Annotated in this window: 11 protein-coding genes; 4 read left to right on the top strand and 7 right to left on the bottom strand. The window is 75.9% G+C overall.

The window, feature by feature from the left end:
* Nucleotides 1–150: 150 nt before the first annotated feature.
* From AB0L34_RS12865 to AB0L34_RS12835, 7 genes are all read right to left on the bottom strand, one after another.
* On the bottom strand, nt 151–1872 hold the full coding sequence (locus AB0L34_RS12865) for a hypothetical protein (protein WP_363704481.1): 1722 nt from the start codon (nt 1870–1872) through the stop codon (nt 151–153).
* Nucleotides 1873–1877: 5 nt separating this feature from the next.
* A complete protein-coding gene (locus AB0L34_RS12860; protein ID WP_363704479.1) occupies nt 1878–3329 on the bottom strand; it encodes a VWA domain-containing protein in 1452 nt (483 codons plus the stop codon).
* A gap of 34 nt (nt 3330–3363) precedes the next feature.
* Nucleotides 3364–5526 carry a tetratricopeptide repeat protein gene (locus tag AB0L34_RS12855; RefSeq protein WP_363704477.1) on the bottom strand — a complete coding sequence of 721 codons (2163 nt, stop codon included), beginning with the start codon at nt 5524–5526 and terminating at the stop codon, nt 3364–3366.
* The gene (locus AB0L34_RS12850) at nt 5523–6392 is read right to left on the bottom strand and encodes a hypothetical protein (RefSeq protein WP_363704475.1); all 870 of its coding nucleotides are present in this window, start codon (nt 6390–6392) and stop codon (nt 5523–5525) included. The genes AB0L34_RS12855 and AB0L34_RS12850 overlap by 4 nt, the downstream gene beginning before the upstream one ends.
* Nucleotides 6393–6405: 13 nt before the next feature.
* A complete protein-coding gene (locus AB0L34_RS12845) occupies nt 6406–7443 on the bottom strand; it encodes a transporter substrate-binding domain-containing protein (RefSeq protein WP_363704473.1) in 1038 nt (345 codons plus the stop codon).
* A gap of 47 nt (nt 7444–7490) precedes the next feature.
* Entirely contained in the window at nt 7491–8882 is a 1392-nt protein-coding gene (locus AB0L34_RS12840) for a hypothetical protein (RefSeq protein ID WP_363704471.1), read from the bottom strand.
* 291 nt (nt 8883–9173) lie between these two features.
* Nucleotides 9174–10412 carry a helix-turn-helix domain-containing protein gene (locus AB0L34_RS12835; protein WP_363704469.1) on the bottom strand — a complete coding sequence of 413 codons (1239 nt, stop codon included), beginning with the start codon at nt 10410–10412 and terminating at the stop codon, nt 9174–9176.
* Between the two features lie 84 nt (nt 10413–10496).
* On the opposite strand from AB0L34_RS12835, the gene AB0L34_RS12830 reads away from it, so the two are divergent.
* From AB0L34_RS12830 to AB0L34_RS12815, 4 genes are all read left to right on the top strand, one after another.
* Nucleotides 10497–11585, top strand: a complete 1089-nt coding sequence (locus tag AB0L34_RS12830) for a ferredoxin reductase (RefSeq protein WP_363704468.1) — start codon at nt 10497–10499, stop codon at nt 11583–11585.
* Nucleotides 11586–11599: 14 nt separating this feature from the next.
* A complete protein-coding gene (locus tag AB0L34_RS12825; RefSeq protein ID WP_363704467.1) occupies nt 11600–12742 on the top strand; it encodes an acyl-CoA desaturase in 1143 nt (380 codons plus the stop codon).
* Nucleotides 12743–13003: 261 nt separating this feature from the next.
* A complete protein-coding gene (locus AB0L34_RS12820) occupies nt 13004–14176 on the top strand; it encodes an alanine--tRNA ligase-related protein (RefSeq protein WP_363704465.1) in 1173 nt (390 codons plus the stop codon).
* 261 nt (nt 14177–14437) lie between these two features.
* On the top strand, nt 14438–15437 hold a 1000-nt coding region (locus AB0L34_RS12815), incomplete at its 3' end, for an AMP-binding protein (RefSeq protein ID WP_363704463.1).

Genomic DNA, 15437 nt, shown 5'->3' with positions numbered 1-15437 from the left:
ACCTGATTCTTGTGTCTTGTGTCGTTTTTCGTAGGGGTTGCTTTCCCTCTCTCCCCGCTCCCCCCGCCCCGGGCCCGCCCGCGCGCCCGCCTCTGCGGTGGTACGGCTGCCGCCGTGCGCGTCCGGGCAGCCGGGGTCGCGAGCCAGCGCTCATCGGGGGCGGGCGTTGCGCTTGCGTACGGCGAAGAAGAGCGCCGCGGCCCGGCGGACGTCGCCCGGCCGTCGTGGGTCCGTGGCGACGTCGTGCAGCAGGTCCCGGTCGGACCGGTCCGCGGCCAGCGTCATGAGCAGCGAGAAGCACTCCCGCGCGGCGTCCCGGCCGCCGGGGCGGTCCGCGCCGCCGGCCCAGTGCGTCAGCAGCGCCGCGAGCACGTCCGCCCGGAACGGGACTGCGCCCGCCTCGCCCGTCCCGGCGCGGCCGGCGAGCAGGTGACCGGCGGCGATCGCGCCGTCCGGCTCCGCCAGGCGGTCCCGCAGGAAGGCCGGCGCGACGGCGGCCCGGCTGATCGCCTGCAAGGCGACGAACCGCGTCGAACGGGTGTTCATCAGCGTCACCCACTCGTCGGGCCGCCAGTCCCGGGCCAGCGGCCCCGCCGCCAGGTAGTCCACCAGGCTGGGCCAGACCGAGGCCAGGGTGTGCCGGTCGGCCCGGAAGAGGTTCGTGGCGAGCAGGATCTGCCGTACGTGGGTGGGCCAGTCGGGCAGCGTCCGCGCCGGGGGAGCCGGCGCGTGCGCCGCCGACCAGTCCACGACCGCCGCCACCGGATCGCCCCCGGTGACCGCCGCGGTCGCCGCCACCTCGACGAGTTCGGTGTGCCGCGCCACCAGCCAGGCGGCGATCGACTCGCCCTCGGGCGGGCAGCGCAGCAGCGCCTCGCAAGCGGCGTCCAGGCTGTCCCGGCCGCCGCGCAGCAGGGCGCGGACGAACTCGTCGAGCAGGGCCGCCGGGCCGGGCTGCGGGGCCGCTTCCGCCTGCCCGCCCTCCCACACCAGCACGGCGATGGTGGCGGTCAGCGGGTTGTGCACCGGGCCGGTGATGCGCTGGGCGTGGGCCCAGTCCAGGAACCGGCGCGCCGTGGCGTCGTCCGGGAACCACCGGGCGGCCAGCAGCGCGACGTCGGCGTCGGTGAAGTGCGCCAGGTGGTACGCCGCGTAGCCGTCGTTCAGCACGGCCAGCTCGTCCTCGGCCAGGTGCCGCGTGGTCACCAGGAGGCGCCACGGCTTCGGCGCGGCGGCCGGGGCGGGGGAGCGGGCCAGGGTGGCGAGGCGGTTGAGCACGACGGCCCGCTCGTCCGGGTCGGCGACGGCGTCGACCCCGTCGACGCAGACCAGCCACCGCCGCCCGGGAGCGGGCGGCTGCTCCACGTCGAGCGGGGCGCCCTCCCGCGGGTACGCCTCGGCGAGCGCGGCGGGCAGCGGCTGGTGCACCAGGGCGGCGGCCGGCAGGCTCACCAGCACCGGACCGGGCGGGGACCGTCGCCGCCGGCCGCGTCCGGCGAGCCAGCGCTGCGCCGACCGGGCGCTCTCGTAGCGGACGAGCGCCGTCTTGCCGCTGCCCGGCTCCCCGATCAGCAGCACGTTGCCGGCGCCGGTGAGCAGGTCCGCCACGTCGACGCCGTCGCCGGCCGGGGCGAGCCGGGGCACCACCCGGCGCGGCACGTACACCTCGGACAGCGGCTTCACGTACCCGCCGAACCGGTGCGGGTGCACGATGCCGGCGTCCGCCTCCCGCCTCCAGACCGGGCTCAGCGCGGACCACCAGCCGCGCCGGTCCCGGTCCCGGGTGTACCGGCGGACGGCGAGGACCGCGCCGGCGAGCGCCAGCGTGCCGCTGACGACTCCGGCGACCTGGTTGGGGATCTCCAGGTCCATCGGCGTCAGGGCCGGCCGGCGCCGGGCCGGTCCGCCGCCAGGTGGTGGGCCCCGCACCCCTCGCAGTAGGCGCCGGTCTGCGTCTCGTCGCAGTGCCGCCACGGCGCGGGCGGGCCGGCCGGCGCGGACCGCTGCGCCGGCGGCTCCTGCGGCCCCCAGCGGGAGGTGTGGTGGGACACGACCAGGGAGGACTGGGTCAGCCGGGCGTCCACGTCGGGCTTGAGGCGGACCCGGCCGCCGGCGGCGTCCAGGACGTCCACCACCCGGGCGAGCAGGACCACGTCGTCGTCGCGGCCGGCGGCGTGGGCGAGCGCCACCGCCCGTCCCAGGTGCTCCTCCGCCTCGCCGGCCCGGCCCGCCCGGGCGGCCGTCAGCCCGCGCTGGACCGCCGCCGCGTAGTCCTGCTGCCGGGTGTAGTGGGCGACGCTCTCGTTGATCTCCGAGTACCGCAGGGCGTCCTCGGTCCACTCCACGGTGATCGGCGCCTCGACCGGCTCGCCGTCCGCGTCGGCGTGGACGCTCACCCAGCCGACCCGCCGGCGCGCCCCCGGTGCCATCGCGTCGACCTCCAGGGCGACGTGGTAGTCCCGCTGGTCGTGCGGGCTCCACGCGCCGACCGGGTAGTCGGTGGTCAGCTCGCCGGCCGGCTCGCCGCGCCCCGTGAGGTCGGCGATCGCCGGGTGCACCTGCTTGACGAAGCGGACCCGGGTCAGCCCGGTGGTGCGCACCCGGAGCCGCACGCCGGCGACCCGACGGGACATCGCGCGGGTCAGCACCGCCCGGAACTCGTCGGCGAGCCCGGCGAGGTCCTCCACCGGCACGACGGGGTTGGCCCCCAACGCCTCCGCGATGCCCAGCAGTTCCGCCGCGTCCCAGTCGTGCACGCCGTCGGCGGAGCCGATGGCGCGGCAGTCGACGGTGAAGCGCCCCACGCAGCCGTCCACCGCGGCCCGCAGGTCGGCCGGGCGCTGGGACTCGTTGCGGCCGTCGGTGAGCAGGATGACGTGCCCGATCGCGTCGGGCCGCGTGGCGAGCAGCCGGCGGGCCAGCAGCAGCCACGTGCCGATGGCGGTACCGCCGTGCGGTGCCACGTGCCGCAGCGCGTTGCGGGCGGCGGCGCGGGTGCTCTCGTCGGCGACCGCCAGCCGCCGGTCGCCCGGGTAGACCATCGTGGCGTTGGCGGTGCCGGCCACCACCGCGAACGCGACCCCGTCCGGCAGGGCGTCGATGGCGGCGGCGGTCGCCTGCCGGGCGGCCCGCATCTTCGCCTGCGGCGCCCCCATCGAGCCGGAGGAGTCGAGCAGGATCACCTCGGCCAGGCCGTCGTGGCGGACGTTTCCGTTCTCCGGCTCCACGCCCTGGACGGTGGCGACGACGTCGACGACCGCCCCGTCGGCGGGCACGTACTCGGTGTGGTGCACGCTCAGGCGCAGCGGCAGACCGTTGGCGGGGGGCACGGGGACCTCTTTCCGTCGGGGCCGGCGGCCGGGCTCACCACCACGTCACCGGCCGGTACGCGTTGGCAAGGTCGACGAGCGCGATCCGCTCGCGCCGGTCGGCGGTGCGCCGGGCGCGGGACCGGCACCGGCGCTCGAACGCGCCGCGCAGGGCGTCCTCCTCGAGCGGGTGGCCGAACAGTCGCCGCCCGGCGTGGCGCCCGGCGGCCAGGTCGCAGTCCAGCGCGATCCGCAGGATGTGCGCCTCGACCTGCTCGCGTTCGTCGAACGGGGGCAACTTGTCGACCATTGCCGCGGCGTCGAGCGCGACGTCGAGCCGGTGCTCGTCGTCCGGCGCGTCGAGCAGGATCCGCACCGCGCAGGTCACCGCCACCGTCGAGGCCCGGGACGACTCCGGCACCTTCAGCAGGGCGTCGGCGGCGCTGCGCGGGTCGGCCGTCGCCAGCAGGCAGCGGGCCAGCCCGAAGGCCGCGCCCACCACGCCCGGGTCGGTGTCCCACACCCCCCGGTAGTGGTCGGCGGCCGTGCGCGGGTCGCCGTCGAGTTCGCAGGCCACCGCGTACGAGAGCCGGGTGGAGACCTCGCCCGGCAGCCACCCGTAGACCTGCGCGAAGCGGCGGCGGGCGGTGCCGAAGTCCCGGCCCACCAGGGCCACCAGGCCGCGGTGCCACCACAGCGACCAGTCCCGCAGCTCCTCGGGGAACTCGGCGAGCAGCGGCCCCGCCTCGTCCGCCCGGCCGGCGGCGAGGTGTGCCCGGACGGCGCGGTAGGTGACCTGCGCCGTCCGCTCCGGGGCGGTCCTCAGCAGCTCGATGAGCTCCGCCGGGTCGGCCGGGCCGAGCGAGGCGAGGAAGCCGGCGGCCGGGTCGGCGCCGTCGACCAGGGGCGCGGGCAGACCGAGCATGATCTCCACGACGTCGAGCGCGTCCCCGTCGGTGTGCAGGCCGAACGCGCACGCGGAGGGACTGAACAGGGTGGACCGGGTCGGCCGGGGCACGCCGTCGCCCGCCGAGGCGACCTGCCGCCGGACCCCCCGGACCTGCTCGCGCATCTCGGCGGCGGAGGCGAACCGGTCGTCCGGCTCGGCGGCGGTGGCGCGGGCCAGCAATCGCAGGAACGGGTCGAGCCGCGCCGGCACGGGCAACCGCAGCAGGTCCTGTCCGGGCGGGATCCGGGTCACGTCGACGGACCGGGGCACCAGGGTCAGCGCCGCGAGGGTCCGGCCGACGGTGTAGAGGTCCGACCGTACGCTCGGGCCGGCCGGTCCCAGCCGTTCCACCTCCGGGGCGGTGAAGCCCGCGGTGCCCCAGGCCGGGCTCACCGTGTTGTCGATCCGGCGGGCGGCGCCGAAGTCGACGAGCTTGATCGGGTCGTTGGCGCCCTGGCCGCCGACCCGCATCACGTTCTCGGGCTTCAGGTCGCAGTACATCCAGCCCTGGTCGTGCAGGTACTCGAAGGCGTCGAGGATCTGCACGCCGTACCCGAGCGCCTGCGCCACGTCGACGGCGCAGGAACCGCCGCCCGGCCCGGCCGTGCTGCGCGCCTCCTCGAGGGTGCCCCCGTTGACGTACTCCATCACCAGGTAGCCGGCGTCCCGGTCGGACTCGGGCCGCAGCGCGTGGGTGATCGTGACGATGTGCGGGTGGTTCAGGGCGATCAGCGCCTGCCGTTCGGCGACGAACGCCGCGACGGCCTCCCGGTCCTCCGGGTTGCGCTGCCCCTTCAGCACCCGCCACGCGCCGTCCATGTCCTCGTCCCGGGCGAGGAACACCCAGCCGACCCCGCCGTTGCCCAGGCAGCCCTCGATCCGGTAGCGCCCGGCCCGCAGGTCGCCGTTGGCCAGCGGCGGGGTGAAGGAGTACCGGGTGCCGCAGTCCGGGCAGTATCCGGCGACCCGGGGCAGCCGGCGCCGGCAGGTCGTCTTCGCGCAGTAGCGGGAGTGCTCGGGGACGACCGGCTGCGACACCACCGCCGACAGCGGGTCGTGGGGCCGGGCGGTGGGCAGTACGGCCGGCTGCTCCCACGGCCGGGACGTCGTCCGCGCCGGGCGCCGGTCGAGGTCGGGGCCGGGGCTCGGCCCCGGGCCGGTGGCGGCGCCGGCCCCGGCGCACTCGTGCCCCCACAGCCGGCAGAACCCGTCGGAGTCCACGCTGCCGGGGCAGTTGCGCTCCGCGCAGCCGCGGCTGACCGCCGTCATCGTGTGCCTCCGTTCACGGCCTGCTGGTAGGCCCGGACCGCCCGGCTGGCGCCGGTCACGTCGAAGACGTCGGGGCGCAGCGCGGCCCGGGCGTCCCGGTAGCTCTCCTCGACGTCGGGATGCTCGGCCCGGCCCACGTCGGCGGCCTTCTGCCGGTACGCCTCCAGCCGCCCCGTGAGCTCCAGGTGGCACCGGCGGCGCAGCCGGCGCCGCGCGGCGTCGGTCAGCTCGACCGCCCGGTCGACGGCCTCGGACAGCGTCCCGTCGTCCCCGTCCGGCCCGGCGTCGCCGCGCAGCCACCGCCCCCGGCCCGCCGCCTCGGCGACGGCGACCTGCTCCAGCAGCCCGTCGACCGCGAGCCCGGCCACCGGGTCGACCCCGTCGCCCAGGCCCTCGGCGGCGGCGTCCGCGGCGAGCCGGCGGAGCCGGTCCACGGAGGAGCGCAGCCGCTGCGCCCGGACCGTCAGCCGGTCGCGGCCGTGCGCGTCCACGATCCGGCGGATCCGGGCCACGTGCTCGCGGGCCGCCACCACGACCTGCTCGACGGTCATCTCCTCCAGGCGGACCGGCTCGCCGGTCGCCGCGGTGAACCGCACCCGGCAGGGGCCGGCCAGCAGCCGGGCCAGCGCGTCCGCACCGGCGGGCGTGGACCGGTCGACGCCGTCGAGGTCGTCGACCAGGCGGTCCAGGGCCAGCGACAGGCAGCCGAGCCGGTGCAGCAGGTCCCGGGCCTCACGCGCGGACGCCGCGGCGGGGCCGGTCGGCTGCCGGAAGGTCTCGGTGACGAGCTGCTGCACCTCGAGCAGGCTCTCGCACACCCAGGCGTGTGCCGCCAGGGTGGCGTCGAGGCGTTCCCGGTGGGACATCAGGCGCCGCCCGTCAGTCGGTCGGCCGCGGCGTGACCGGCGGCGGGTCGGGGGGTGGCCACACCGTGGTCGGCGGCTCTGGCGACGGCATGCCCCTGTCCCGGTGCCCGGCGAGCCACCGGTCGTGGGCCTGCCGCCACACCGTCGCGGTGCGCGGCGACGCCAGCACGTGGTTCACGTACGCGGCCAGCTCCCGGCCGTGGTCGAGGTGGAACGCGAAGGCGTGCGGCTCGTCGGTGAACCAGGTGCAGTCGGAGTCCCGGTGGTACGCGCAGAACTGCCGGTCGCGGCGCGGCGGCTCGGTCACCAGCATCGTGTCCGGGGCCATCTGGGCGAAGCCCAGCAGGATGTTCTCGTCGGTGCTGACGCCCTCGACCTGGCCCTGGCGCAGCATGACGAGGCAGTCGACCGAGTGGATGGCCTGCACCGGCACGAGCCGCTCGCCCGCCAGGGTGCGGTAGCTGGAGATCATCGCGAGCGAGGTCGTGTTCGCGCCGGCGCAGACCCGCTTGCCGCCGAGCTGCTCCATGCCGGCGTACTCCGGCACCCCCTCGGCGCGTTCGCGGACCAGCACGCTCTGACCGGAGTCGAGGTAGTCGTTGGAGAAGACGACCCGCCGGGCGCGTTGGCACGTCGCCGTCAGGGAGGTGGCCACGACGTCGATCTCGCCGTTCTCCACCATGGTGAAGGCGCCCTGGCCGGGCGGCACCACCTTGAAGGTGAGCCGCTCGCGCGGGTCCTCCGTCGGCCAGAGGGCCCGGGCGACCGCCAGCATCAGCTCGATGTTGAAGCCCTCGAACCGCTGGGTGCGGGCGTCCCAGTGGCTCATCGTGGCGTCGGACGGGTCGACGCCCACCACCAGCTCGCCCCGGTCGAGGATCCGCGACGGTGGGGTCGGGCTCGCGGGAAGGCTGCGGCGTACCGGGCAGATCGCGTCCGCCCCGTCGGTCGTCGGCACCGTCGCCACGCCCTGCGGCCGCGCCGGGGGCGCGGGGGGCGGCGCCGTCGGCGCGGTGCACCCGGCGAGGGCGGTCAGGAGCGCGGCGACCATCGCCCCGCGGCCACCGCGTCGCGTCGTCGGAGCCCTCCGGGTCGCGTTCACTGGTACTCCAGGTAGCGCTGGCGCAGCCCGGCGACCACCCCGGCGGCGGCGAGCAGCGTGACCCAGGCGGCCGTGCCGCCGAGATGGCGTGGCGCCTCGGGCAGGTCGGTCACCATCCGGGAGACCTCCTGGTTGCGGGCGGTCAGGTCGGCGAGGAGGTGGCCTTCCGCGGTGACGAACGCCCGGCCCGCCGAACCGTCGCTGAGCACGGTGTCGACCGCGTTGCGGAACGCGTCGGGTGTGCGGCTCTGCCGGGCCGGCCAGACCGCCTCCGTCAGGGCGGTGCAGTCGATCCGGTCCCTCGGGGGCTCCTGCCCGGCGGGATCGGCGCAGAGGTCCCGCCGGTCGAAGTCGGCCTTGTGCCCCGCCGGGTCGACGCTCGCCCCGAGCCCGAGGTAGACGTCGGCGCGGCCGGCCAGCAGGGTGCCGAGTCGCTGCTGGGTGGCGCTCTGCGCGTCGATCGCCCGTTCCAGCTCGGGGAACCTCCGGTCGGCGTCCGGCCAGTGCCACCACGACGAGACCAGCATGGCCAGCACGGCCGCGGTGCCCAACGAGGCCAGCAACAGGCCGGCGTTCAGCCGGCGCCGGGTCCGCCGACGCAGCCACACCTGCACCATTACCAGGGCGGCGAGGGTGCCCAGCGGCACCAGCACGGACGCGGCGAGCCACGGCCGCGCGTCGGCGCGAGCCTCGAGCAGGCGCCGGGTGTCGTAGTTCCACAGGCCCTGCGCCGCGGTGAGCAGTTCGGTGGACATGTAGTGCGACGCCTCGCGGGCGTAGGCCGAGGCGAGCACGGCGCGGGCCGCCGCGTCGTCCGCCCCGGCCTTCGCCGTCGTCGTCTCCGCCGGCGTGCAGGGGCGGCGCTGCTCCGCGCCGGGAAGCGCGGGGAGGGGGCCGGCCACCCGCAGCGCGGCGCACACCACGTCCCGGTAGACCTTCAGCCGCGCGGCGATCGTCGCCAGCCTGGTCAGCCGGTCGGGATCGTCGACGGCGTTGCCCATCGAGTCGGTCAGCGTGCGCTCCACCTCGTGCACCGCCGCGTCGTACGCGCCGACGAGCGACGCGCGCCGGTCCTCGGTGGGCGGGAGCAGGAAGACGGCGCTGGCGGCGACGTCGGCGTCGGCGAGGCCCTGGTAGATCTCCCGGGCGGTCGTGCTGGTGCGCACGGCGGTCTCGGCGGACCGCTCGCCCAGCGTGGTGGCGGACGCCCGGGACTGCACGGCGACGGCGGCGGTCGCGGCGAGCGCGGCGACCAGCAGGGCGCCGCCGACCACGATCAGCGCCGGGGTCGTCCGCAGGGCGTCGCGGAGCCGGCCCGCGCGACGTCTCCGTCGGGTGGCCGGGGCCGACCGGTCGGCCGCGTGTCCGTCCCCCGTGTGCGGCGCCATGCACGTCCTCTCGCTCGCCGGGCCCCGCCCGGCGGCCCTCGTGGTGCGGGCGTCGCGGTGCCGGAAGCGGACCCGTTCCGCCCCGCCGCGCGGCGACCACCGGCCTTGCCGGCGGCCGACGTGGTGATCGCGGGCGAGGAGGGACCAGGGTGCCAGACGAAGTCGGCCAGCGATACGGGTATGTCCGGTATCTGACCTGATAGTTCCCAGGCGGCGCGCCGTGCTCGGCGGCTCCCGCCGTCGATCCTCGAGGCGGGGGCGGGGCCGCGTCCACGAGGGCCGACGGGCCGATCAGGACGGTGGGTCGCCGGCCCCGTCGCGGGGCGGGAAGGCCAGGGCGAGGGTGAGGTCGAGGACGGTCTCCGGGTCGGTCAGCCGGTCGCCGTACAGCTCGCGGAGCTTGCCCATCCGGTAGCGCACGGTCTGCGGGTGCACGAAGAGGTCGGCGGCGACGTCGTCGCGCCGGCCGTGGTGCAGCAGCCAGGAGCGCAGCGTCTCGGCGAGGCGGTCGGCGGTGGCGGACGGCAGCGACGCCAGCGGCGCCAGGACCCGGGCGCGCAGGTCGGCGAGCCCCTCCGGGTCCGTGCTCAGTACCAGTTCGGCGAGGTGCTCCTCGGTGTCCAGCGGCGCGCCGTCGTCGGCGGGGTGGAGGCCGAGCGACAGGGCCCGGGTCGCGCGCTGGTAGGAGGAGGCCACCCGGGTCCACGGGCGGGCGGGGCCGAGCACCGCGCGCCGTCCGCGCAGCACCCGGGCGAGCTGGCGCCGCCGGTCGCCGTGCGTGTCGGGCACCAGCAGCACCGCGAGGTCCTCGCCCGCCGCGGCCGCCGGAGGTTCCTCGCCGCTCTCCAGGGTGTGCGGGTGCAGCAGCGCGAGCGCCGCCCGGAGGTTGGCCCGCGGCAGCAGCACGACGGTGAGGGTCTGCGGCGGCGGCCAGTCGGCCCGGTCGGCGCTGCGCAGCAGCACCTCCTCGGGCTCGCCGGCGAGCAGCCGCTGGGTGAGCCGTTCCAGGTTGCGGCGCCGGGCCCGGCCGGCACTGGCCAGCTCGTCGGCGTGCCCGGCCACGCTGGCGGCGGAAAGCTCGTCGATGTACGCGAACATCAGCTCGGCGAACTCGGCGACGGTGGCCGCGGACGACCCGCCCTGCACCGTGGTGGTCGACATCTCCCGCCACGAGACGCGGGCGCCCACCCGGTACGCGGCCAGCAGCGCGTCCACGCTCCGGCCGGAGCGCGCCTCGCCGCTGCCGAGGGCGTACGCGGCCTCCAGGGCGCCGACCAGAGGCGTGCTCGGGTCGGCGCCCTGGGACCGCTCGATGAGCTGGAGGAACGTGCCGAGCGCGAGCTGCACCGCGGTCTCGATCTTCTCGCGCATCTGGCCGGTGAGGGTGCCGGAGTAGCTCGGGACCTCGGCCGTGATCGCGGTGACCGTCCGCTCGGCGAGCAGCGGCAGCCGGTCGCGCAGCGCGCCCGCGACCCGCGCGTCCAGTTCGAGGCGGGCCGCGCGCCGGGTGGCCTCGGAGCGTTCCGACACGTTTGTTCCCTCCGCACAAAAAGGTTGGATCGGTTCACCTTCGCAGGCCAAGATTTTATGCCAGGCCGCCGCGACCATCGAATCATGACGACCACCGTCCCGCGCCCACCCGCGAAGGCGTCCCTGCGGGGCCGCATCCTGCGGCTGGCCGCGTCGGTCACCACCCCGCTGCTGCCCGACGACTACCTCGACCTGGTGGCCCCGCTGCGCTCCGGGGCGGACCTGCGCGGCCGGATCGTCGCCGTCCGCCCCGAGACCGCCGACGCGGCGACACTGCTGATCCGGCCGGGCCGCGACTGGCGGGGCCACACCCCCGGCCAGTACGTCCGCCTCGGCGTCGACGTCGACGGCGTGCGCCTGTGGCGGGCGTACTCGGTCACCTCGGCCCCGACCGCCCGCGGGCCCATCTCGATCACCGTCAAGGCGATCCCGGACGGCGTGGTCAGCAACCACCTCGTCCGGCGGGCGCAGCCCGGGACGATGGTCCAGCTCGACCAGGCCCAGGGCGACTTCGTGCTGCCGGGCCGGCCGCCCGCCCGGGTGCTCTTCGTGACCGCCGGCAGCGGGGTCACCCCGGTGATGGGGATGCTGCGCTCGGGCGTGCTGGCCGACGCCGACGTCGTCGTGGTGCACTCCGCGCCGACCCCGGCCGACATGATCTTCGGCGCCGACCTGCGGGACCTCGCCGCGCGGGGCGCGATCCGGCTGGTGGAGCGGCACACCGACGCCGACGGGCTGCTCACCGTGGCCGACCTCGCCGGCCTCGTGCCCGACCACCTCGACCGGGAGACCTGGGCCTGCGGCCCGGTCGGCCTGCTCGACGCGCTGGCGGAGCACTGGGCGGCCCAGGGTCGCGGCGACCGGCTGCACACCGAGCGGTTCCGGCCCACCGTCATCTCGCCCGGGGAGGGCGGCACCGTCACCTTCGCCCGCTCGGGGGTGACCGTGGCGGCCGACGGCGCCACCCCGCTGCTCGACGCCGGCGAGAACGCCGGGGTGCTGATGCCCTCGGGCTGCCGGATGGGCATCTGCTTCGGCTGCGTCCTGCCGCTGCGTCAGGGCGCGGTCCGCGACCTGCGCAACGGGGACCTGACCACGGCGGTGCCCGGCGACGGCGTCCTCATCCAGACCTGCGTGTCGGCCGCGGCCGGCCCCTGCGACATCGACCACTGACCGGAGTACCCGACGTGACCGTGATCCAGAACAAGCCCGTCAACCCGATCGCCCACCTGACCGCCGAGGACATCGAGACCATCGGCAAGGAACTCGACGCGATCCGCGACCGGGTGATCGCCGACCGGGGCGAACGGGACGCCGCGTACATCCGCCGGGTCATCTCGACGCAGCGCAAGCTGGAGCTGGGCAGCCGGGTGGTGCTGCTGTTCTCGCTCTTCCCGCCGGCCTGGATCGTGGGCACCGCCGGCCTGACCGTGGCCAAGATCCTCGAGAACATGGAGATCGGCCACAACGTCCTGCACGGCCAGTGGGACTGGATGCGGGACCCGAAGATCCACTCCACCACCTGGGAGTGGGACCACGTCTCGCCGGCCGACCAGTGGAAGCACTCGCACAACGAGCTGCACCACCGGTACACGAACGTGATCGGCAAGGACAACGACCTCGGCTACGGCATCATGCGCGTCGACGAGGACCAGCGGTGGCAACCGATGTACCTGGGCCAGCCGCTGTGGAACTTCATCAACGCCTGCTTCTTCGAGTACGGCATCGCCGCGTACGACCTGGAGTTGGGGCGCAACCTGCGCAAGGGCCGGCACAAGGACCCGGGGTTCCGGGCCCGGGCCCGCGCGGTGGGGCGGAAGATCCGCCGGCAGGTCCTCAAGGACTACGTCCTGCACCCGCTGCTGTCCGGGCCGTCGTTCCTGCACACGCTGGCCGCCACGTTCACCGCCAACCTCCTGCGCAACCTGTGGAGCCACTCGGTGATCATGTGCGGGCACTTCCCGGAGGGCGTGGAGACCTTCTCCCGGCGCTCGATCGTGGGCGAGACGCGCGGCGAGTGGTACCTGCGGCAGATGCTCGGCTCGGCCAACATCAGCGGCAGCCGGCTGATGCACATCATGACCGGCAACCTGTCGTACCAGATCGAGCACCACCTCTTCCCCGACCTGCCGAGCAACCGCTACCAGGAGATCGCCCCCGAGGTGCGGGCCCTGTTCGACCGGTACGGGCTGAAGTACACCACCGGCTCGCTGCCCCGGCAGGTCTTCTCCGCGTGGAAGAAGGTCTTCCGGCTGTCCCTGCCCAACCGGAAGACCCCGAACCCGGTCGACGACCGTCCCGCCCCGGCCCTCGCCTCCGTGGGTTCCTGACCCTCCCCGACGCCGCCGCCCGGCACGAAACACGCTGGGCGTCGGCGTCGGCGTGCGCGTACAGTCGGAGGCATGGAGATCAGGTGTTCCTTCGCCGCCGCGGCCGCGCGAGCTTCGCGCTCGTCGGTCGCCGCCGCCTGACCTCACCACCTCCCGCCGGCGACCGGAAACGGTCCGCCGGCGTACTTCTCCGTCGTCCCGGCCCGCCGGCTCCCGGCGGTGGACCCTTTCCGGCCGCCCCACCCGGAAAGGCCGTCCGCCATGACGTACGACCCGATCAGCCGCACCTTCGTCGACTTCTTCCGCCAGCGCGGCCACGAACTCGTGCCCGACGGCTCGCTGATCCCGCCGCCGGGCGACCCGGTGCTGTTCACCACCTCCGGCATGCACCCCCTGACCCCCTACCTGGAGGGCCGACCCCACCCGCTGGGCCGGCGCCTGGTCAACGTGCAGCGCTGCCTGCGCACCACCGACCTGGACGAGGTCGGCGACACCACCCACCTGACCGTGTTCCGGATGCTGGGTTCCTGGTCGCTCGGCGACTACGGCCTCCCGCAGAGCCTGCGCTGGGGCTACGAGCTGCTGCGCGACGGCTTCGGCGTCGACCACGACCGGCTGCACGTGACGGTCTTCGGCGGCGACGACCAGGTCGGCCCGGACGAGTCCTCGGTGCGCACCTGGGGTGAGCTGGGCCTGCTCGTGGAGTTGACCGGGGAGGAGAACTGGTGGTCCAACGGCCCCACCGGGCCGTGCGGACCCGACACGGAGATCTTCGTCTGGACGGGGGACGGGCCGCCCCGGGGCACCCCCGGCACCGACGGCCGGTGGATGGAGGTCTGGAACCACGTGCGGATGCGCTACCGCCGGCACCCGGACGGGAGCCTGACGCCGCTGCGGCAGCCCAACGTGGACACCGGGATGGGCCTCGAACGCCTGGAGATGGTGCTGGGGGGTCACCGCTCGGTCTTCGAGACCGAGGGGCTGGTGCCGTGGGTCCGCGGCGTCCGCGACGTGTGGGACCTGCGGGACGGGCCGCTGCGCCTGGTCGGCGACCACCTGCGGTCGAGCGTGGTGGTGGTCGGCGACGGCGTCCGGCCGTCGAACACGGGTCGCGGCTACGTGCTGCGCCGGCTGCTGCGCCGCGTGCTCACCACCCTGTGGCGGGACGAGCCCTCCCGCAGCCTGTCCGACCTGCCCACCGGGCCGGTGCGGCACACCCTCGACGGGTTCCGGCAGGGCGTCACCGTCGACGAGGTGCGCGAGGTGCTCTCCGGCGAGGAGCGGCGGTTCCGGGAACTGCTGCGGCGCGGACGCCCGGTGGTCCGGCGCCGCCGGTCCCGGGGGCCGCTGACCGACGAGGACTACCGCGACCTGCACGACACCCACGGGCTGCCGCGCGACCTGGTCGACGGCCTGCTGAGCGAGGTGGGGTGAGCCGGCCCGCCCCGGCCCCGCGGCCGCCGGGTCACCGTGGGTTTCCCGCCGGCTCCATCTAGCGAAGTCGGCATCCGCGCGTCAATAGACCTACGTGCATGAAAATGGAGGCGAACGCCGTTCCGGCCCGTCACCGTCGATGATGGTCGTGACACGTGCCGTGGTGCCAGGATGGCTCGCGTAACAACCGTTGACGCGCTGTTACCCACCCCTTCCGCCGCGACCTGGAGGCGCTGTCGTGACCCGACCCTGCGGGAAGCCGTGACCGCCGCACGTGCCGGCCAGCACCGCCCCGCCACGGTCCCCGCCCAGGTGCTGCGCGCCGCCCGGACGTACCCCGACCGGCCGGCGGTCGTCGACAGCCACGGCACGCTGCGCTACCGCGACCTGGTCACCGCCGCCACGACGCTGGCCGGGGCGCTGGCCCCGACGCTGGACGCGGGCGACGCCGAGGGGCGGGTCGTCGCGGTGTTGCGGCCGCGTACCGCCGACGCCGTCGTCGGGCAGCTCGCCGCCTGGTTCTGCGGCGCCGCGTTCCTCCCGCTGGACCCGGCGCTGCCGGCGGCCCGGGTCGCCCGGATCCTCACCGACGCCGGCTGCCGGGTCGCCGTCACCGCCGAGGAGCACGGCGACCGGCTGCCCGCCGGGGTCACCCCGGTCCGCGCGGGCCGGGCGGAACACCTGCGGCTGCCCGACGCCGACGACCTGGCGTACGTCATCTCCACCTCCGGCTCCACCGGCCGGCCCAAGCAGGTCGAGGTCGCCCACCGCAGCCTGTGGACGGTCCTCGACTGGTACGCGACAGCCTTCCGCCTCGGCCCCGGCGTGCGGACCGCCGCCTTCGCCGGGCTGGCCTTCGACGCCGCCCTGCTCGACCTCTGGGCGCCGCTGATGCGCGGCGCCACGGTGCTGCTCGCCGACGAGTCGGTGGCCCGCGACCCGGAGCGGGTGGCGGCGACGGTGCGCGAGGTCGACCACTGCTTCCTCACCACCCCGCTCGCCGAGCACCTGCTGCGCGCCGGTGCCGACACCGGCCGGCTGCGCAGCCTGGCCACGGGCGGCGACCGGCTGCGCACCTGGCCACCGGCCGACTTCGGCGCCGCCGTGCACAACCTCTACGGCCCCACCGAGGCGACCATCCTGGTCACCGCCACGTCGGACCTGCGCCGGCACACCGACCGGACCGGTCCGCCGCCGATCGGACGGCCGGGCGCCGGCGCCCGGCGGGCCCTGGCCCCGACCGGCCCCGGGGACGGCGACG

The organism is Micromonospora sp. NPDC052213 (assembly GCF_040679695.1).
Classification (GTDB): domain Bacteria; phylum Actinomycetota; class Actinomycetes; order Mycobacteriales; family Micromonosporaceae; genus Micromonospora.
The sequence above is the reverse complement of the archived record's forward strand: the minus strand, read 5'-3'. Positions and strand labels throughout refer to the sequence as shown.

Excerpts from the sequence above, each read along its gene's own strand:
- AB0L34_RS12865 (WP_363704481.1), bottom strand. The coding sequence starts at position 1,872 with ATGGACCTGGAGATCCCCAACCAGGTCGCCGGAGTCGTCAGCGGCACG.
- AB0L34_RS12855 (WP_363704477.1), bottom strand. The coding sequence starts at position 5,526 with ATGACGGCGGTCAGCCGCGGCTGCGCGGAGCGCAACTGCCCCGGCAGC.
- AB0L34_RS12850 (WP_363704475.1), bottom strand. The coding sequence starts at position 6,392 with ATGTCCCACCGGGAACGCCTCGACGCCACCCTGGCGGCACACGCCTGG.
- AB0L34_RS12845 (WP_363704473.1), bottom strand. The coding sequence starts at position 7,443 with ATGGTCGCCGCGCTCCTGACCGCCCTCGCCGGGTGCACCGCGCCGACG.
- AB0L34_RS12840 (WP_363704471.1), bottom strand. The coding sequence starts at position 8,882 with ATGGCGCCGCACACGGGGGACGGACACGCGGCCGACCGGTCGGCCCCG.
- AB0L34_RS12830 (WP_363704468.1), top strand. The coding sequence starts at position 10,497 with ATGACGACCACCGTCCCGCGCCCACCCGCGAAGGCGTCCCTGCGGGGC.
- AB0L34_RS12820 (WP_363704465.1), top strand. The coding sequence starts at position 13,004 with ATGACGTACGACCCGATCAGCCGCACCTTCGTCGACTTCTTCCGCCAG.